The sequence below is a fragment of the Mucilaginibacter sp. McL0603 genome, assembly GCF_049992945.1.
In the GTDB taxonomy this organism is placed as follows: Bacteria; Bacteroidota; Bacteroidia; order Sphingobacteriales; family Sphingobacteriaceae; genus Mucilaginibacter.
Genome location: NZ_CP188251.1, coordinates 2,623,359 through 2,641,533 on the forward strand (window position 1 = coordinate 2,623,359; position 18,175 = coordinate 2,641,533).

Sequence of the window (18,175 nt, forward strand, 5' to 3'; positions counted from 1 at the left end):
AGTCATGACAAATTACAGTAATAACATAGTAAAGCCTAAAGTATGGCACATTTTAGGAACGACAATTGCCAAAAACGCTACAAGCGCCGAAGCCATGATACAGGCGGGTTTAGATTTCGAGGTGATGAAACGCCCCAATCTGCACACCTTGCCAAGTGGCAACAACATCATATCCGATAACAGTTTTTACACGTTCCGAACTGATACCGAAGCCATATTAGGCGATAAGATAGGCAGGGATTACGAAGTGATTCAAAACACAGAAGCTTTTAGTTTTTTTGACAGCATTGTAGGCGGTAAAGGTGGCATTCGCTATGAAACCGCCGGTGCATTGGGCTACGGTGAAACCATCTTTATAACGGCCAAACTGCCCGATTATATTAAGGTGGGACGTAACGACCTGATTGACCAGTATCTTTTTTTAACATCAACCCATGACGGTTTAGGTAGCATAACCATTGCCTTTACACCAGTGAGAATTTGGTGTTCAAACACTTTAAATGCCGCACTGAACAATTGCAGTAACTGCATTAAAATACGACATACCGCCAGTGCCGCAGAAAAACTGAAAACAGCGCATAAAATGTTAGGTATATCCGACCAATTATCAATAGAATTAGAAGCCATCTTTAACCGATGGGCAAGGGTCAGAATAACAGACCCGCAGGTAAAACGGCTGATACAATTAGCAATGATACCGAACAAGGAAACTTACGAGAAGCTAAAAGCGGGCAAGGATGAAGAATTATCGAGCCATTACAACAACATGGTATCGAGTGTGTTCGACTATGCCATGACCGCAGACAGTCAGCAGGAAAGCACCGTGAAAGGTACTTTATTTGGGACATATAATGCAGTGACAGGGTACTACCAAAATGTCCGTAGCTATCGTGATGATGAATGTAAATTTAAATCCATCATGTACGGAACGGGACAAGACCGCTCACAGACGGCCTTTAATCTTTGTACAGAGTTTGCCAAACATGGCGGTAGTGCCTTAATGCTTAATTAATCCGGACAGGGGGAGAATATCCCCCTTGTTATTTTATCATTTATTTAAGAGTAAACATTATGAAAACCATAGATCAGCTTACTAATGTAGATAAAGCGAAAATTATTTTTGACCTGTTTAAAAATGAAATACCTGCATTTTTAGAATATACCCAAACCATAGCCGATAAGGTTACCAATGAGCAAGAAGCATTAAAAGCCAATTGGAGCAATCCTTTTCTTAGTTATCACCAATGGCTAACCCTTTCGGAACAGGCTAATAGTATTATCAAAAGACAGGGCAAGAGTTTGGTTAAAAGTAGTAATCTATTTTCCGAACAACTTTTTGGTGGTTATTTAGCTTTGTTTACCAATCATTGTTTGGAGCAATACGGTACTAATAAAGCACAATCACCAAAATTCACCTATGCGATAAGCCTGTTTTACTTGCCAGTTCAGGCTACTGACGATACAAGTTATAACTACCTTGTATTGGAATTGCATGGTGGGCCTGAATATGCGACCATTGTTACGGACGAAGATGGTAATAACCGTCTATTTGAAAACCGCTACGATGCCGAAGCAGAAGCCGCAGATTGCCAAGATGGGTTAATCGTCGAAATAAGATGAAATCCAAAATCGCCCGCTGTTGCTCCGCAACAGACGGGCGTTGCTGCCGCAAGTAAACTCCGTTTAATTTTTCTTACTAACGTAGAAATTGCCTATCAGAAATTTAGACTACCACAAATGATAGCCAGAGTAAAATATTATTTCAATATTGTATAATAACCACCTTGTTTTAAGTGCATTAGGTGAGCTAAATACTTATCACAATGAAATCATTCAACTACGTCCGGTTACTCTAATAGCCGGTGCAACAATTTTTCAAAAAACCGTAATAGTATTTAAAGAGGATATTTCGTTTCTCGTTATTTATTCCATGACTGGATTACCCAATATTGATAGCTTTGCAATTTTCATTACCTCTAAACTCGGAAAGCCAAAGTCTTCAACAACTTTCCCCATGATCAGGTAGCAACCGGCCCCCCTGAAGGGATAGCCTGTTGTAGTGTTCGGAAAATGAGTAGTATCGAAGAAATTGCCATCTGCGTCCAGGAAAGTGCCGAACCACATGATTTTATTGTTTTTGGTCGGCACAGTCTTTTCACAAACAAATAGGCCTACCATCCGGACAGTTTGCCCGATATGGTTAACCAAATCACCGGCATTTATTTCACCCCTGTATTCCGTTTCCAGCAGGTCAAACAGCGACATGCTCACAGGAAATCCCAGGATCTCCAACTCATGATAGGCATTTTCCAATTGGGTATTCACCAGTTCAGGCAACTGATAGTTTTTGGCTTCCACATTAAAAAGCACTAACTCATTCGTCGGCTTCGCATCGGTATCAAACAGCCGGTGCACTTTCCAAAGCAACTCCTTTTTGCTTTGCCCGGTAAACCGTAAAGCACCGACACGGATCAGGATGATCGTTTGTTCCAATCCAAGTCCTGTACGTTTGATCAAATCCTCCATGTTTTGAAAGGGCCCGTTTTGCCTGCGTTCGTCAGGAATACGGTCGATAAAAGCCTGCTCCAACGCATGTACACCAACAAAACCGAGATAGGCATCAACGCAGGTAATGTTTACCGTACTGTCACTATGATTTACACAAGGGAGGTGAACCATAGCACCCGATTTTCGCAGTTCCAGGACATACAGGAACCTGCTGTAAAATCCCCCATAATTATTCAGCACTGCCACCATGAATTCCCTCGGGTAATACGTTTTTAAAAACAGGCTTTGGTAGCTTTCAACGGCAAAACTGGCAGAGTGCGCCTTGGAAAAACTATAACCTGCAAAAGACGAAACCTGCCGCCAGGCTTCTTTAACTATTTCTTCAGGCCGCCCTAGCTTTACAGCTTCTACATGAAACCTCTCCACCAGCCGGTCAAATTCTATTTTTGAGCGGTATTTACCGCTCATTCCCCTGCGCAAAATATCGGCATCTGTGCCATCCATCCCGGCAAAATGAATACAAACCTTGATTACATCTTCCTGGTAGACCATTACCCCGTAGGTTTCCTTCAATTGTTCTTCCATTACGGGATGCAAATATTTTACCTGTTCGGGCGCATGGTGATACTTGATATAGGTTCCCATCATACCTGAACTGGCGACACCAGGACGGATGATAGAGCTTGCGGCAACCAAGGTCAGGTAATTATCGCAATCCAATTTTCTGATGAGTTGCCGCATGGCCGGGGACTCGATATAGAAACAGCCAATGGTATTTCCGGACTTGAGTTGCGCATTTACAACAGGGTCTTTCATGAAAGCTTTGACCTGGTGAATATCGATCTTCTGCTGCTGGTTTTCTTCGATCAGCTTTACGGCCTGTTTAATATGCCCAATTCCCCGCTGGCTTAAAATATCATATTTATCATAACCGATCTTTTCGGCTTCATACATATCCCATTGCACCGTTGCCATACCTTTTGGCGGCAGATCCAGCGCAGTATAGTAAGTAATGGGTTCTTCAGAAATGAGTACGCCACCCGCGTGGATGGAGCGCTGGTTGGGCATATTCGCCATCATTTGATGAATAGCCGTGATCTTTTTAAAAACAGCATTGTCCCGGTTGAAAGCAGCCCGCCGCTGGTCAGTAAATCCGTCAATTTCAGATTTGGGCAGGCCCATTACTTTGCCAATTTCCCGGATGATACTCCTATCCTTAAATGTGGACATAGTGCCGAGCAAAGCCGTATGTTGGCTGCCATAGCGCTTAAAAATATAATCCTGTACATCTTCCCGTTCATCCCAGGAGTAATCAATATCAAAATCAGGGGGTGAAGTTCTTTGCGCATTTAAAAAGCGCTCAAAGTATAAGTTCAACTCAATAGGATCAACATCGGTGATCCGCAGACAATAGGCAACAATGCTGTTAGCGCCGGAACCGCGGCCCACATGGTAATAACCCTGTAAAGTTGAATAACGGATAATATCCCAGGTGATCAGGAAATAAGCGCAAAAGTCCAGTTCATAGATGACTTTTAGTTCGTGCTTAACTTTCTTTAATGCCTCTTTATTGTTCTTTCCATACCGGTATTCCATACCGCTGAGCGCCAGTTTTTCCAGCAGTTCCCGGTCATTCTTTTTATTGCCCGAGAAGGTTTTACGGTTCAGGTTGATCCTTCCCTTTGGATAATCCATGACGCAGCGGTTCATCAGGTTGCGGGTGTTGTCCAAAATAAAAGCAAATTTGGCATAGTTGGCTTCGAGTTTACCAGGTGCAAGGAACATATCAGTTGGTTTGCACTTATCCTCCGGCGTCACCATAGTAAGCAGCGCATTGAGGTCAATACCTCTCAAATATTCATGCAATCTGTACTCTAGTTTATCCGCGACAAACACCGGTTGCAGAGCCACCAACTTTTCTTTAATGCTCAATAAGTCTTTTTTATAAAGCAGGTGTAGTTCATCAAAGCGTATGCCCAGGTATTCATTCTCCTTTAAATCCCCGGCATAGCTATATGGATATATGGTAAAGGCATATCTGAATACAGGGGCCGTTCCTGGCAGTTGCTTTTGTTCCAGATTATGCTCCGAAAGGAATTCATTCAATTCCCGCATACCTTCCTTGTTTTTGGCAATGCCGATATACAGTAACTTTTTATCCTTACGAAATTCAAGCCCGGCAATTGGTTTAATTCCTTTATCGTCACATTCCCGCATGAATTCCATAATTCCTGTAGAGTTATTGATATCTGTCAGTACCATTTGGGTGATACCTCGTGACAGGGCTTCCTCTACCAGTTTTGGTATCGGCATCGTGCCATAGCGGAGGCTATATTGGGAATGGACATTCAGGTACATATTTTTAAAGGTTTAAATCAATGCCTGATGCCAGCTTAATAGATTGCGGGCCAAACCGTCTGCGGATTTTGTCAAGCGCCTGGCATAAACTGTATTGTTCCTCTGATTCGGTATAAAGGTCGATTTGCTCAAAGCCATTGACAAGGTTGGATAACCTGACACCTACCAAACGCAATAAAATCCTTTTCTGGTAAACTTCCCGGAATAGTTCTTTTGTTTTTTTGATCAGCACACTGTCCAATGACGTATAGGGGATTGTAGCCTGTTTGGTCACATCTTCAAATGTGGAATACCGGATAGTCACGGTCAAACAAGCACAAAGCTTTTGTTTTTGCCGGAGTTCAAAAGCAAGGTCCATTACCATCGAGGTCAGCAGGTGATTGATGGTTTCGACATCAATACTATCTGCTTTAAAAGTACATTGTGTGCCAATGCTTTTTTGTTCCTGATACGGAATAACAGGTGAGTTATCGATACCTTTTGCTTTTTGTAGCAACCATAAACCATTCTTGCCGAGGATACTTTTCATATAATCCGGGTGAACCATTGTCAGGGCATGGATGCGTTTGATGCCCATATCGCTCAGTTTGATAAATGTTTTTTCACCAAGACCAGGTATCTTACGAATAGACAGTGGGTTCAAAAAGGGTTGTACGCCTGGCTGCTCAATATTTAACTCCCCGTTTGGTTTGCATTCATTCGTAGCCATTTTGGAAACCGTTTTATTGACGGACAATCCAAAAGAGATAGGCAGTCCGGTTTCAGTAATTACTTTTTGCCGCAATTCATGGGCATATTTTAAGGTGCCATGAAAACGGTCCATCCCGGTCATATCAATATAGTGTTCGTCAATGCTGGCTTTTTCAATAAGCGGTACCCGCTCTTTTAAAATTGCAGTGATTTCATGTGATGCCTTGGAATATTCGTCCATATTGCCCCGTATCCATACCGCATGAGGGCAGAGCATTCGCGCCATCCGCGAGGACATTGCGGAGTGAACCCCAAATTTCCTGGCCTCATAGCTACAGGACGCAACTACTCCACGATCTGAAGGACTGCCGATGATGACAGGCTTTCCGATTAATCGTGGGTCTTTCCGTACCTCAACCGATACAAAAAAGGCATCCTGATCCATGTGGATGATGTGGCGGTTAGTTTCCATGCTGTACGTTAAATTGTGGGCTACAAAATTATGCTAAAAATATTAGCAATTACCAAATGAATACAAAATAATTTTCACAGCTGTTTTTGTTTGCGTGTTTATCAGTAAATTAGATACACAAATGGAAGATGTTTTTGAAATAAGTCTGGGGCACGGCGAGGACTTACAAACCTTCATGGTAAAGGATTTAGTGCATCACGAAGATGGTAAATGTAAGTTTGAAGTGTATCGGCTTGGTCAATTGATCCTAAGCCTGGAACCTGACGGTGATACTTTTCGCACCTGTCAAAATCCAGGTGAAGTGAAAAAAGAAATGATCAACCAAATTATCGATCAAATCGAGTCATACTATTTGTAAAAATGTTGCTCATGCCTAAATTGCAAATTCCAAAGCAGGCAGATCTTCGTAGCTAAAAGGCGTTGAAGGCTCTAAAGTAGCCAGGAATTCTTTGGCAATGGTACAGGCATCCATCTTTTTGGCCGGGTATTGGGTCAGGGCGATTTCAGTAATTCTATCATCACTTAAATCGCCGAACATCCACTCGTAAGCCAGGTCATCGCTTAAAATAGTAGGCATTCTTTTTTTGGAATTATGCACTTGCTGCATTAGTGAATTGGCTTCCGCAGTTGTAACGGCCACTGTTTCTACAGTTTCACCCGTATCCTTATCAGTCCATTCCTGCCAGATTCCGGCCATATAAAAATATTCCTCTTCCTTCAAGGAGATATAATAAGGATATTTGATTGCTGTTTTTAGCGGCTGACCGGTTTTCTTATTGAGAGGAAATACGTGCCGCCATTCATAAAAGCCTGTAGAAAGTACCAGGCATCTGCGTTTTCTCGCAGCATCGGCATATATAGAAGCATTTCCTTTTTCATTCAGGAAAAGGTTTTCGGCTTTGGCATTGAGTGTAGTATAGCCGATATGCCATTTACCGCTTTCATCTTTATAACCATTCCTGAACTGAGCTACCTTTTCCCGGTTTTTCAAATAGGACGGTAAAAATCCCCATTCCATTTGAACGATATCAAAGTTGGTTTCTTCAGCATTCCTTTTAAGAACCGCAATCGGGCTATAAGCAAAACCGTTATGTACCGCCCGGTTTAAAAAATCATAATTCTTCACCGCTTTTTCCAATTGCAGTAGTTTGATAAACTCCGCTCTTGATACCTTTTGCCCGTTGTAGTAACACATAGCTAATTGTTTTTTAAATACTCAGCAATTCTTGCACCAAAAAATTCCACTTCCTTCAGCCGGTGCTGCGCCTGTGGTAAAGATGTCCAAAAGGGTCTGCCTCCGGATATGGCCTCGTGCAAAACCAGCTCGGGGCGGCCATCTGAAAAAACAATATGAAATACTTCATCATTGTTAATGATATGATAACCTATGTGCATAGTCAGGTCATTTAGTTTAATCTCGAATTGGTCACCAGCTTCCATCGTCAGCTAAAATTAAAAAATATTTTTAAATTCAACATAGTGGTTTCCAGCATACATACATCGATTAATTGTGCCCCAAAAAAGATAGTGGTTTTCGTGCTTTTATTTTCTTAATTGAACATTGATGGGTAAGATAGACGATGTGAATGATTGCTTAATTGTAACTTCTTTCTCTGGCTGAAAAAAACTGAGGTGTCCGGGATTGACATTGTTATTCATTTTTAATCTTTTAATTCCTCATAAAATCAGGTTAATTTTAATTAAGAAATATTTCTTTATTCCGGGAAATTTTAGTATATTTAAGTATAAAAACGGCGGTTTTTTAATTCCGAGGGAAAAAAATATGGCTTTAAAATGAGGTTTAGTACTTTAAAAAATTGTGGAATTTAACTGTCATTATTTAATAGATTTGAAAATGGATATTACTTTAATCCCCAGCAAACCCGGCCAGATATGTAAAATAATATCTGCAATACCGGACATGGAAGAAGAAGAAGTTTTTATTGTTTCGGAAGACCCCGCTGATTTTGGTGATGATGACAAAATTCTGGTAGTCGGCCTGAAGGAACTTCAGCGCAATTTAAAGAACCCGGATGACGCAGAACGAATTGAAATCCGGAAAGATCAACTGGTAGTCATTGGAGATGACCTAGAGACATATGTTCAATCATGGAATAAACCGGGATGATATCCGCTAAATATTATGTTATGAGTTTTTGGAAAAAGTCAAATTATACTTATCAGTCGGTTGTAGAAATCAATGAAGCCGAATTACTGATACTCCTTAATGCCTTAACGAGAGAAGATATTATTGAGTGGCTGATGTGGAATGATCCTAATGGAATTTACAGTGATGAGCAATCGATTAAAGAATTAAGAAATATCATGTCAAGAGAAGAAGGCCTTGAAATCATGCTTCGCCAGGCTGAAGAAAACAGAGTAGTAAATTAAAATTGTATTTATGTTAACGGAAGTAAGATCGCTTGAAGATGTAACTGAATTTGTTGTTCAGTTGGTTGCAGAAGGATTGAATTATCACCCGGATGATGATTTTGAAAATTATATAAACATCGAAACGGGCGAACAGACATATACACATGATGAAGCATTTTTAAGGAACCGGCTGAACGCTCAGTGCTTCGAAGTATGCGAATTGGCCGGCGCGGATATTTACGACATTTCAATGGAGATATTTTTGAAGGAAACCGGACTCGATAAATTTATTCCGCTGCCATCCCAGGTATTGCCTAAATAATGGCATTTTCGTTGTTATAATTTTCAGATGGCTGATGTTCATTCAAAGGAAACCAGAAGTTTCAATATGTCCCGCATCCGCAGCAAGGATACAAAACCGGAAATGCTTGTAAGAAAATTTCTTTTTTCGCAAGGCTTCCGGTACAAACTCCATGATAAATCCCTTCCCGGCAAACCGGATATTGTACTTCCCAAGTATAAGACAGTAATTTTAATACACGGTTGCTTCTGGCATGGCCATGAAGGCTGCAAATACTATGTTGTGCCAAAAACCCGTACAGTATGGTGGACCGACAAAATCAGGCGGAATTCGGTAAACGATTTAAAGTCCTTTTATGGCTTACAGGCACTTGGATGGAAAGTAATCACTATATGGGAATGCAAACTCAAAACAAAGCAACTCCTCGCCACACTGAACTCCCTTGTAGAAAACATCAAGATGCGGTAACTGCATCGTTAACTGCCCGGACGCACTTACATCTCATTTTTTCTTTATTCACTGAACTAATTGTTTACTTTCATGCCCGGTAACATTTATTTTTACTTTTTTATATAAACTAGTAACCGGTCACAATGATCTATTTAAAAAAATTTACAAGGCAGGATCTCCGCGCAGGTGGCGGAGGTAGCAATACGCTGATAGGCAAAGTTGCTTTAGAAACAGGCTTTTTTCCTGCCCCGCTTCGCCCGCCGGGAGTTAAGTTTGATATTTATCACGGTTCGGCAATAACTCCGGTTTATTACGGATACTCTGGTTCAGTATTGGCCAATACTGAGGTTCGCCTGAAAAATTTTTCGCAGGTAATGACTGCTGAAAATGTTGCCATAAATGATATAGGTATTTTTAAAAAACATGTGGGAGTAACAGATGCCTATGATGTCACATTTGTAAAACAGTCTGATCCAGATTTTGCATTTTACAATGACCTGATGACCAGTAACCATGTCACTGAAGAAATCATAGTTGATGAGGACGATGCATCTGCAGCTACTGTCGGGGTTAAGAGTGATTTCCCATATAACTGGCTGATATACGGTGCCCCTGGTACCGGCAAAAGTAAATACCTGGAAACAGAATCGGCTGCTTTCGGAAAAAATATACTGCGGGTAACTTTCTATCCCGATTATAGCTACGCGAAATTTGTCGGCAGCTATAAACCATCCACTTATTACAGGAGCGCAGCGCCCGGAATTACATTCCGGACAACACGTTCCGGCACCGTGGCGGACGCAGGCCTCGTCAACGAACCCGTGATTGATTACCGGTTTGTGCCGGGGCCGTTTCTTGCCATGCTGGTAAAAGCGTGGAAAAGCCAGACAGGCGAAAACTTTGTACTGATCATTGAGGAACTGAACCGTTCAGCTGCAGCAGCTGTTTTCGGTGAGGTGTTCCAGCTTCTGGACCGGAAAAAAGGTGTGAGCGAATACAGGGTCCGGCTTTCTGATGAGGCAATGGCCTGGGTCTGTGAAGCACTTGCTGATGCCGCATATGATGATATCCGCAGCGATATAGAGGAAAACGGCATATTCATCCCGGCTAACCTGTTCCTGTGGGCAACCATGAACAGTGCTGATCAGGGCGTATTCCCGCTTGATGCAGCATTCAAAAGAAGATGGCAGGTTAAATATCTGCCACTCAATGCCAACGAAGATAAACTTGCAGGAATTGCCCTTGATTTTGGGGGTACCGTTTACCAGTGGAATTACCTCAGAAAAGCCATTAATAATTATCTTACCAATACAGCAGGTGTCGCGGAAGACAGGCTAATCGCACCGTTTTTCCTCTCGTTGGAAGAACTTTCTGACCCGGATACGGCCAGGGAAGTATTTAAAAATAAACTATTGCTTTACCTGAAGGACGATGTGCTGCGACATAAAAAGGGATTCTTTAACCAGGATAACCTTACCATATCCGCAATCAGTGATAATTTCAGGGAGAAAGCCAATGGCGCGGAAAGCTGGAATTTTTTCTCTGTTCTCAGCGAGGAAGCTGCTGCAATGATCAAAAACAGTTATGACGCATTTAATGCTGCATTGGTTCAGATTCAGGAGGCAGCAGTTCCTGATTCTGGAGAAGCACAGGCGGCAGCAGAACCGGCAGCTGAAACTTCAGTGACGGAAGATACAATTCCCGGAACCTGATAAAAGATTTATGAGCGAGCCGGAAGATATTTTACTGTTTGAATTCGCAGAGGAGGAATTTCCGGGGCAGATTATAGCTGCCCTCGGAGAACTGTTCCCGGTATTTGATGAGAGAAAACTGGTAAATAAAAATCCGCTTAGCGGAAAGATGTCGCTTGATTATTGTGGTTTCGCAACCTCGGGAAGCAGATTGGTGACCGTACTTCCTAAATACCTGAGAAAACAGTTTGCCGGAATTCATGCCCCCGGAGAAAAAGCAAAAATACAGAAAGTTGCAGCGGGCAAACTGTTCAGACTGCTCAAAAGAAATCAATACGGCGCCCGCAATCAAAAAAATATAGAAGTTGCTGCGGCCGATTTTATGAATGAAAACACAGCAGGCTTTACCAATGAATTAGCTATAGCTGAGTTTATCCTCTTGGATTATCAGGATAACGGTCTCTGGTTTTATAACGAGAAGATAGTGATGGTTGATGCCGGTGGTGATACTGACTGGGAACTCACAATAAATAATATTGACCCGATAATTTCCGGCGGCATGCCTTATTATTTCAGTACTTACAGTTCCACTGATGAACTTGTTACCGACAGCCTGATTACCAGGATTCATAAATACGCGATAAACTATTGTAACCGGCGTTATGCCTTTTTGCTCGACCTGGAAATGGCTGATGAACCTGATGCGGTATCCGACCCGGAGGACCTCGGGGATTTATATTCACTTCTTTATGCAATTGAAAAACAGCTTCGGATTACTTTCAGAGAACGCGAAATTCTGCTCCTTAAAGCACTGGGTGAACTGATTGAAATTGGTTTTTCGCGGTCGGGCGAAGCGATGTCTCTTTATGGAAGACGTGACTTTGAACAGGTATGGGAGGCCGCCCTTCAATATACTTTCAGGCACAACAGCGATTTAAGAGGCGAACTTTTTTCGCTGCCTCAGTGGTTTAACGCACTGACAGGCAAGTACCTGGCTGTAAATATCAATGATACACTCAAACCTGATGTACTGAGAAAAATAAAAATGGGCGACCGGGAGCTGCTGTTAATCCTTGATGCCAAATATTACCTGCTTAACTATGAATGGAAAGGCAGCTTTCCGCCAATCGGCGACATCATCAAACAGTATTTTTACGAAGCAGGGGTAACCCGGAAAGAAATCGGTTACCGGTCTGCCGATGTGATCAATGCATTCATTTTTCCGGCTATAAATCCGCCAGCCTCCGGTTGGTTTGAGAATGGCGGACATGTATGGCTCGATAACGATATGTTTACCCTTATTAACGTTTCCGGAAAAATAAAAAAGCCGGTTCTCACTTTTAACCTGAGCCCGGATATTATTTTTGAAAGGTACACCCGGCTTTCCGCATTTTCTGAAGCAGAAGTTTATGACTTTATTGATTCCGCATTCAGTTACCTGGATAAATTGCCGTCTGTATAAAATCAGGCCATTTCAGGCTCACTCAGGTTTACAGCAGAATAATTTTTGTACAGATCCCATGCGATTTCTGCAACCTGCCTGGCAAATAACGGTGGTACAGCGTTGCCGATCATTTTGTACTGGTCTCCCTGCGATCCCAGGAATTCAAAGTCATCATCAAAGGACTGAATCCTGGCAGCTTCCCTTACCGTAATAGAACGGGCCTGTTTCGGATCCGGGTGAATATGACGGAGGCCGTCCTTGTAAAGATGAGCAGGTATCGTGTTGCCCGGTCTGTCTCTGCGGATAACATGGTATTTATGGAAATTGGATTTTTTGCCTGTTGATTCCTCGTAAAGCCGGATGAGCGAAGCAGTGCTTGAATATTTGAATGTGCCGGATTCGATGTCCGCGGCAAGTATGCCGAAAATACCGATATCCCGTTCACTGTGAACTCTCGGTACGTGATTAGGCGGTAGCGGGACACCGTTCATGTGAACCTGGTGCGATTGTTTGCGTGTTGCCTCTTTTAGCGGAAATATTTTCGGAAGATTTCTGAACGCTGTTTCTGCAGGCGTGGGCTCCTGGCTCTGCAGTTTCCTCATACGCGAATAAAAATCAGTAATTTCCTGATCACTGGTGTCACTATTTTGTACGCCGTAAATGATTACCCGTTTTCTTTTCTGTGGAACACCGAAAAGGGAAGTGTCAAACAATGCATCCCTGCGCAGGTCGCCGGCTATGTCGTAGCCAATTGCGCTGAATGCCTCCCGGATACGCTGTGTGATAGGAATATCACCAGGTGCTGCTGACAGTATTCCCTCGACATTCTCGAAGACAAAAGAATGTGGCCGGAAATGATCAACCATTTTGACATAGCTTTCAAAAAGAAAATTGCGGTAGTCTTCTTTCATTCCGTTTTTATCCTGCACCCTGCCGGCAATCGAATAGGCCTGGCATGGCGGACCTCCGACGATCATATTCACTGCTTTTTTTCCCGCAAGCCTGACAAGGCCGTCGCTTTCTCCGAACCTCGGATCCGAAAAACCATGCAGCAATTCTTCGGTACGCTGAATATCAAAATGAAGAACATTGTTTTTCTTCAGATCGTAACCCCATTTTGTTTTCAAACGATTCCTGAGCGTATTGATCATCGGAAGCTCCCATTCAACAGCAGCTATAGTATGGTACTTACCGGTCTGAAGAAAACCGTCTGTAAGCCCGCCGCACCCGGCGAATAAGTCGATTACGTTAATTTTCATGGTTTTAAAAATTTAAGGAGCTGTTCGGCCAGTACTTTTCCAAGCAGAGGAGGTACGGCATTGCCGACCTGCCTGTTCTGTTCGGTTTTATTTCCAAGGAATACAAAGTGATCGGGAAATGACTGCAGGCGTGCGTTTTCCCTTACCGTAGGGACCCGGTTCCATTTATAATGAAAATGGTTCCTGTGGCCCGTATCAATTGTCTTTGATGGTTTTTTACTGTGGTATCTTGTCCATGCCTCGTTGAATTTCCTGGAATCACCGACACCTGGCGGAAGGTCTTTGTGATTCCCGCCTTCGGGTACCAGTGAAATTACGCTGATAACGTGCTCCGTATGGGTGGTTCCGACATGATTGGTTATAAATTTATTGCCATTACGCATTACTTTCTGATAACGGGTGAAGGGTGCCTTGTCGTAAGGCATCTTTTCTTCACCAAGGCCGTGCTCAAGATCCGGAAGATCACCGATTGCTTGTTCGCAGGTAATGTAGCTGGCTTCATCATGCAGTTTCTCCGGGAATTCAAAAGTTCCCAGGTCCTTTTTCAGGGCGACAAAAAATACCCTTTTCCTGATCTGCGGAACGCCGTATTCAGGTGCAAACAGGATCTTGGGATTGCAGGTATAACCCATTTCATCACATAGACGGATAATTTCGGTTTTAGCTTTACCGTTATACATATTCAGAAGGCCTGGTACGTTTTCAATGATGATGGCCTGCGGATCAAGTCTCGCTGCAACCCTGAACACGGCATTAAACAGTGTATTCCGGCTATCATTCTCGTTCCTGGTCCCGGTAAGTGAAAAGCCCTGGCAGGGCGGCCCGGCTATAATTACGTCAATTTTCTGACCCTTCACACTCTCTTCAATTTCATCAATTGCACTGTCCAGGTGAAGGTCAAGATTAAGCGTTTTTGAATTTTCATGGTTTTTTGCGAATGTTTTCAGTGCTACCTCGGTATTGTCGACACCTAAAGCAACTTTGAAGCCGGCCTCCTGAAAGCCGAATGAGAAACCTCCGCACCCGGAGAAAAGATCAATAGCGGTAAGTTTATTGTTAGTCATGATCGAAATCCAATTGTCCCTGTTGTGTATATCTGTTTTTAAAATATTCTACATTGTTTTTTGCGGCTTCGAGTATCTCGCCGCAGTTTTCTTCTCTGAAAATTATCTTTGCAACCTGCTCACCATAAAAGTTTGCAAGCAGTTCTTTTTTGTCCAGAGAGAAAAATTCCGCTGCCTTTATTACAGTTTCCTTGCCAGGAAGCCGTTCACCCCGCTCAATTTTACTGAGCACCGAAGTGTCAAGGTCCAGAAAAGCGGCTACCTTTCGGAGCGGAAGCTCACCTTTGAGTCGCAAGTCTTTGATGATCTCACCAAATAATTTCATTTGGAATAAACAATTTGGACAATAATAGACATTTGCCAGCATTTTTAGTATAATGTTTAAAAATAATGTGGATGTTAAATACTTTATGCTTAATTAAACGCTGGGGAAAGTTTCAGACTATTGTATGGGCTATTAATAATTGATGTAATAAATACTATTTTTGGGGATGGCAAGATATTACATAAAGAAATTGGGCACTCAGGAATTGGGGGTATCTGGTGGCGGTAAACCGGCAAGGGGCCGTTATTTCTATATATCTAAATCCTGTCTGGAATTCTTTCCACACTTGTCAAAGACAGTCACCAATGACAATGTGCTCATTCCGGTTATACCGCCATTTTCCGATTCTAAAATATACTCCGCATATGTTTATCACAATGATAAATTTACCTTGCCGGACGGGACGAGGGATGAATACCGCATTTACCTGAACCGCTCACTTGATCCGGACCGTGATTATTACCACCCGGACGACATTGTAGTTTTCGAAAAAATAGAAACACAGGGCGTTATCCCACAGTACCTGCTGTCGGTTTACAGACCAGGTGAAGAAAATCATGCAGCACTTGATATTCTTATAGAAACATCTGACATCCGCGGCGGTCATGCCCTCATTTCCGATGAGCTAACATTCCTCCCGAAAAGAGATGTTGATGTGGCAGATGAGGACATTGTTATTCCACCAGAAATATTGGACAACGTAATACAGCAGCAGGAAGAGGCTCTTGCCGCTGAAGAAGCTGACGTGGAAGAAACCAGAGGGGCCAGCCTGTTCGGGCCGGATAGCTTCAGGGATTTTGTGCTTCTTGCCTATGGCTATAAATGCGCCATTACCGGTACCTCAATCAGGTATAAAAAACTAAGCAATCTCGAAGCTGCCCATATCCAGCCACGGGCACATGCAGGTACGTTCCTGCCATGCAACGGCATTGCACTTTCAAGAGATATGCACTGGGCGTTTGACAAAGGCATGATTACAATCGGCGATGACTTTAAAATTATCGTTCATGAAAAATTGGGTGGAACACCGCTGGACGATTACCATGGGAAAGATTTGATTCTGCCGGCAGAGCCTTATTTTCAACCGGAAAAGAAATTCCTTAAACATCACCGAGATAATATTTTCGGACTGTTTCTTTATTCAGGCAGCATCCGGATACTGAAAACAGATAGGTAGATCGAGTATTATCATTTTACAGTTCTTTCCTCCCCCTTTCTGAAAACGTGCACAGTTTGAATTAATGTGTCGGTCATCAAAGTAGTTATTAACTTTTTTAACCACTTAGCATATATTGGTAACAGCGGGGAACGCAAATACTCCATAGCGCAAAATCTAATTCAATTACACTTTTTAGTACCTTTATCTTTCTAATAAATAACACATTAAGTAATTGTGATAGATACCCTTTCAACAGACAGGCGGCCAGTCAAACTATCTGAATTGACGAAGGAGATTGCCGGAGTAATCAACCAGCATTTCGCTGATCGGTTTTATTGGGTAATTGCTGAAATTACCAGTCATAAATTTATTGCTAAGAGTGGATACCATTATTTCGATCTGAGTGAAAAACATGGTTCCGCAAATTCTTCGATAACCAAAATATCATGTACCGCATTTTCTACCGGGGCTGAAGTCATCCGGAATTTTGAGAGTTATACGCACCAGAAGTTTGGAAGCAATATCGAAGTTCTTGTGAAGATAAAAGTAGATTACAGTATTGAATATGGTTTGCGAACTATTCTTTATGATGTGGACGTAGCTTTTACCATTGGCAACCTGGAAAAGGTAAAACAACAAACTTTAGCGCGCCTGCTGAAGGACGAACCAAAACACATTCAGTTAATTGGTGAAACCATCTATACCAGTAATAAAAAATTAACTTATCCGGCGGCTATTAAAGGTGTGGCTTTAATTACTTCAAAGGAATCAGAGGGGTACAACGATTTTCTTCATACGCTGAATGCTAATGATTACGGCTACAAGTTTCATCTGTTTCCTTTTCTTTCAAAAGTGCAATCGGACACTGCGGCTGAAGAAATGGTCGACAATTTAAAACGGATTTTTACCCAATATTTGTCTTACATCGATGCAGTGGTTATTTGCCGTGGTGGCGGCGCTCAAACAGATTTTCTTGTGTTTAACGATTATAACCTATGTCGGGCGGTCGCACGTTTTCCTATACCTATAATAACTGGTATTGGTCATCATAGTAACCAGAGCTTAGTTGATATGCTTGTACAAACAGAAACAAAAACTCCTACTAAGGCCGCCGAGTTTATTGTAAATCGTTGCCACAGCTTCGAGAACAATATTTTAAATATTGAAAAAGGCATTATGGTGAACAGCCAGCGTATAATTGCATTGAAAAAATCGGCGCTTTCTGATGTGAATTCGCAAATTATTAATTTAACCAGGGACCTGTTGGTTCAAAAAAATGAAAATCTGAATCAAGCTAAAACTAGCGTAATAAATTCTACGAACAGGTTGATTTCTAAACGCAAGGAAGAAGCTGTTCAATATCATCATTCTGTAGTAGCAAACAGTTTTCGCATTTTAGGTGATCATCGCCATGAGTTGACAAAAATGAGTAGTTTACTCATCAGTAAACCAACGTCTATTATTGCTATTAAAAAGAATAACCTGAATAATGAAGTCGAGAAAATCAGTAATTCGACTAAGAAATATATCGTTTCCCAGCGCAGTTATGTAAATCACTATGACACGCTGTTCCGGCATTTTAATGTCGATAAAATATTGCAAAAAGGATTTGCGATAATTCGGAAAAATGGTGATGTCATTTCAGACCCCTCAAAAATTAATATAAATGATCAAATCAGTGTCCAGCTAAAAGATACGTTGATTGAAACCAAAGTAAGCAGTAAAAAGAATGGAACAGGAACTAACTTATGATAAAGCCTATACTGAGCTTAAATCAATTGCCCAGCAAATTGACAGTGAATCTATAACTGTAGATGTGCTAGCCCAAAAAGTGAAACGAGCAGCAGATTTGATTAAATTTTGCCAGGAAAAATTAAGGGCCACGGAAACCGAGGTGGATAACATAATTAAGCAAATGGAAACTTCGGCAAAATAGATTGAAGGGTGCGATGGATATTAATCATATGTCAATGAAAGTTTTTTTATTTCGTTAAACGAGGCGTTATTGTTTTGGGTTAAAAAAAACAGTTTAAAGGACCTTTCCCTTGCCGAAAGGGAAATTTAGAAGCTTTGGAGAATTA

19 protein-coding genes are annotated in these 18,175 nt (G+C 42.0%); 12 read left to right on the forward strand and 7 right to left on the reverse strand.

The genetic code is table 11. From position 1 onward, the window contains the following. The first annotated feature begins 4 nt into the window (after positions 1-4). Both ACPPVU_RS12390 and ACPPVU_RS12395 read left to right on the forward strand, forming a co-directional pair. Positions 5-1,012 (forward strand): DUF932 domain-containing protein, encoded by a 1,008-nt coding sequence (locus ACPPVU_RS12390; protein ID WP_426672023.1) that lies wholly within the window; start codon positions 5-7, stop codon positions 1,010-1,012. 59 nt (positions 1,013-1,071) lie between these two features. Continuing rightward, the gene (locus ACPPVU_RS12395; protein WP_426672024.1) at positions 1,072-1,620 is read left to right on the forward strand and encodes a hypothetical protein; all 549 of its coding nucleotides are present in this window, start codon (positions 1,072-1,074) and stop codon (positions 1,618-1,620) included. A 303-nt stretch (positions 1,621-1,923) separates the two neighbouring features. Here the strand turns inward: ACPPVU_RS12395 and dnaE are convergent, their stop codons facing one another. Beyond that, complete coding sequence (gene dnaE, locus ACPPVU_RS12400; RefSeq protein WP_426672025.1) at positions 1,924-4,866, reverse strand: DNA polymerase III subunit alpha; 2,943 nt, start codon at positions 4,864-4,866, stop codon at positions 1,924-1,926. Between the two features lie 4 nt (positions 4,867-4,870). Next, positions 4,871-6,028, reverse strand: coding sequence for a DNA polymerase IV (gene dinB / locus ACPPVU_RS12405; protein WP_426672026.1), 1,158 nt, complete (start codon positions 6,026-6,028; stop codon positions 4,871-4,873). A gap of 121 nt (positions 6,029-6,149) precedes the next feature. Between dinB and ACPPVU_RS12410 the strand changes: the two genes are divergently transcribed. Beyond that, the gene (locus tag ACPPVU_RS12410) at positions 6,150-6,386 is read left to right on the forward strand and encodes a hypothetical protein (RefSeq protein ID WP_426672027.1); all 237 of its coding nucleotides are present in this window, start codon (positions 6,150-6,152) and stop codon (positions 6,384-6,386) included. 15 nt (positions 6,387-6,401) lie between these two features. Here the strand turns inward: ACPPVU_RS12410 and ACPPVU_RS12415 are convergent, their stop codons facing one another. Further along, positions 6,402-7,223 (reverse strand): SOS response-associated peptidase, encoded by an 822-nt coding sequence (locus ACPPVU_RS12415; RefSeq protein ID WP_426672028.1) that lies wholly within the window; start codon positions 7,221-7,223, stop codon positions 6,402-6,404. Positions 7,224-7,225: 2 nt separating this feature from the next. Continuing rightward, the gene (locus tag ACPPVU_RS12420; RefSeq protein WP_426672029.1) at positions 7,226-7,468 is read right to left on the reverse strand and encodes a hypothetical protein; all 243 of its coding nucleotides are present in this window, start codon (positions 7,466-7,468) and stop codon (positions 7,226-7,228) included. 415 nt (positions 7,469-7,883) lie between these two features. Here ACPPVU_RS12420 and ACPPVU_RS12425 point away from each other — a divergent pair, with 415 nt between their 5' ends. The 6 genes from ACPPVU_RS12425 (at position 7,884) to ACPPVU_RS12450 (ending at position 12,305) form a co-directional block, all read left to right on the forward strand. After that, a complete protein-coding gene (locus ACPPVU_RS12425) occupies positions 7,884-8,156 on the forward strand; it encodes a hypothetical protein (RefSeq protein WP_426672030.1) in 273 nt (90 codons plus the stop codon). Between the two features lie 20 nt (positions 8,157-8,176). Then, the gene (locus ACPPVU_RS12430) at positions 8,177-8,419 is read left to right on the forward strand and encodes a hypothetical protein (RefSeq protein WP_426672031.1); all 243 of its coding nucleotides are present in this window, start codon (positions 8,177-8,179) and stop codon (positions 8,417-8,419) included. A 10-nt stretch (positions 8,420-8,429) separates the two neighbouring features. Continuing rightward, a complete protein-coding gene (locus tag ACPPVU_RS12435; RefSeq protein WP_426672032.1) occupies positions 8,430-8,723 on the forward strand; it encodes a hypothetical protein in 294 nt (97 codons plus the stop codon). Between the two features lie 27 nt (positions 8,724-8,750). Continuing rightward, positions 8,751-9,170 carry a very short patch repair endonuclease gene (locus ACPPVU_RS12440; protein WP_426672033.1) on the forward strand — a complete coding sequence of 140 codons (420 nt, stop codon included), beginning with the start codon at positions 8,751-8,753 and terminating at the stop codon, positions 9,168-9,170. Between the two features lie 125 nt (positions 9,171-9,295). Beyond that, positions 9,296-10,864, forward strand: a complete 1,569-nt coding sequence (locus tag ACPPVU_RS12445; RefSeq protein ID WP_426672034.1) for an AAA family ATPase — start codon at positions 9,296-9,298, stop codon at positions 10,862-10,864. A gap of 10 nt (positions 10,865-10,874) precedes the next feature. After that, complete coding sequence (locus ACPPVU_RS12450; RefSeq protein WP_426672035.1) at positions 10,875-12,305, forward strand: LlaJI family restriction endonuclease; 1,431 nt, start codon at positions 10,875-10,877, stop codon at positions 12,303-12,305. 2 nt (positions 12,306-12,307) lie between these two features. Here the strand turns inward: ACPPVU_RS12450 and ACPPVU_RS12455 are convergent, their stop codons facing one another. Genes ACPPVU_RS12455 through ACPPVU_RS12465 form a run of 3 tightly spaced genes read right to left on the reverse strand, consistent with a single transcriptional unit; the run spans position 12,308 to position 14,935 of the window. After that, complete coding sequence (locus tag ACPPVU_RS12455) at positions 12,308-13,546, reverse strand: DNA cytosine methyltransferase (protein WP_426672036.1); 1,239 nt, start codon at positions 13,544-13,546, stop codon at positions 12,308-12,310. Then, positions 13,543-14,610: a DNA cytosine methyltransferase gene (locus tag ACPPVU_RS12460; protein WP_426672037.1), complete on the reverse strand. Its 1,068-nt coding sequence runs from the start codon at positions 14,608-14,610 to the stop codon at positions 13,543-13,545. Before ACPPVU_RS12460 ends, ACPPVU_RS12455 begins: the two co-directional genes overlap by 4 nt. After that, the gene (locus ACPPVU_RS12465) at positions 14,603-14,935 is read right to left on the reverse strand and encodes a helix-turn-helix domain-containing protein (protein ID WP_426672038.1); all 333 of its coding nucleotides are present in this window, start codon (positions 14,933-14,935) and stop codon (positions 14,603-14,605) included. The genes ACPPVU_RS12460 and ACPPVU_RS12465 overlap by 8 nt, the downstream gene beginning before the upstream one ends. 166 nt (positions 14,936-15,101) lie before the next feature. Between ACPPVU_RS12465 and ACPPVU_RS12470 the strand changes: the two genes are divergently transcribed. The 3 genes from ACPPVU_RS12470 to xseB all read left to right on the forward strand — a co-directional run bounded on the left by ACPPVU_RS12470 (position 15,102) and on the right by xseB (position 18,030). Further along, complete coding sequence (locus ACPPVU_RS12470; RefSeq protein WP_426672039.1) at positions 15,102-16,112, forward strand: HNH endonuclease; 1,011 nt, start codon at positions 15,102-15,104, stop codon at positions 16,110-16,112. A gap of 264 nt (positions 16,113-16,376) precedes the next feature. Continuing rightward, positions 16,377-17,846: an exodeoxyribonuclease VII large subunit gene (gene xseA / locus ACPPVU_RS12475; protein WP_426672040.1), complete on the forward strand. Its 1,470-nt coding sequence runs from the start codon at positions 16,377-16,379 to the stop codon at positions 17,844-17,846. Further along, positions 17,824-18,030, forward strand: a complete 207-nt coding sequence (gene xseB, locus ACPPVU_RS12480) for an exodeoxyribonuclease VII small subunit (protein WP_426672041.1) — start codon at positions 17,824-17,826, stop codon at positions 18,028-18,030. The genes xseA and xseB overlap by 23 nt, the downstream gene beginning before the upstream one ends. Positions 18,031-18,175 lie beyond the last annotated feature (145 nt).

Bases quoted from the DNA above. Each gene is read 5' to 3' on its own strand.
- ACPPVU_RS12390 (WP_426672023.1), top strand. From the start codon at position 5: ATGACAAATTACAGTAATAACATAGTAAAGCCTAAAGTATGGCACATT.
- ACPPVU_RS12395 (WP_426672024.1), top strand. From the start codon at position 1,072: ATGAAAACCATAGATCAGCTTACTAATGTAGATAAAGCGAAAATTATT.
- dnaE (WP_426672025.1), bottom strand. From the start codon at position 4,866: ATGTACCTGAATGTCCATTCCCAATATAGCCTCCGCTATGGCACGATG.
- dinB (WP_426672026.1), bottom strand. From the start codon at position 6,028: ATGGAAACTAACCGCCACATCATCCACATGGATCAGGATGCCTTTTTT.
- ACPPVU_RS12410 (WP_426672027.1), top strand. From the start codon at position 6,150: ATGGAAGATGTTTTTGAAATAAGTCTGGGGCACGGCGAGGACTTACAA.
- ACPPVU_RS12415 (WP_426672028.1), bottom strand. From the start codon at position 7,223: ATGTGTTACTACAACGGGCAAAAGGTATCAAGAGCGGAGTTTATCAAA.
- ACPPVU_RS12420 (WP_426672029.1), bottom strand. From the start codon at position 7,468: ATGGAAGCTGGTGACCAATTCGAGATTAAACTAAATGACCTGACTATG.
- ACPPVU_RS12425 (WP_426672030.1), top strand. From the start codon at position 7,884: ATGGATATTACTTTAATCCCCAGCAAACCCGGCCAGATATGTAAAATA.
- ACPPVU_RS12430 (WP_426672031.1), top strand. From the start codon at position 8,177: ATGAGTTTTTGGAAAAAGTCAAATTATACTTATCAGTCGGTTGTAGAA.
- ACPPVU_RS12435 (WP_426672032.1), top strand. From the start codon at position 8,430: ATGTTAACGGAAGTAAGATCGCTTGAAGATGTAACTGAATTTGTTGTT.
- ACPPVU_RS12440 (WP_426672033.1), top strand. From the start codon at position 8,751: ATGGCTGATGTTCATTCAAAGGAAACCAGAAGTTTCAATATGTCCCGC.
- ACPPVU_RS12445 (WP_426672034.1), top strand. From the start codon at position 9,296: ATGATCTATTTAAAAAAATTTACAAGGCAGGATCTCCGCGCAGGTGGC.
- ACPPVU_RS12450 (WP_426672035.1), top strand. From the start codon at position 10,875: ATGAGCGAGCCGGAAGATATTTTACTGTTTGAATTCGCAGAGGAGGAA.
- ACPPVU_RS12455 (WP_426672036.1), bottom strand. From the start codon at position 13,546: ATGAAAATTAACGTAATCGACTTATTCGCCGGGTGCGGCGGGCTTACA.
- ACPPVU_RS12460 (WP_426672037.1), bottom strand. From the start codon at position 14,610: ATGACTAACAATAAACTTACCGCTATTGATCTTTTCTCCGGGTGCGGA.
- ACPPVU_RS12465 (WP_426672038.1), bottom strand. From the start codon at position 14,935: ATGAAATTATTTGGTGAGATCATCAAAGACTTGCGACTCAAAGGTGAG.
- ACPPVU_RS12470 (WP_426672039.1), top strand. From the start codon at position 15,102: ATGGCAAGATATTACATAAAGAAATTGGGCACTCAGGAATTGGGGGTA.
- xseB (WP_426672041.1), top strand. From the start codon at position 17,824: ATGGAACAGGAACTAACTTATGATAAAGCCTATACTGAGCTTAAATCA.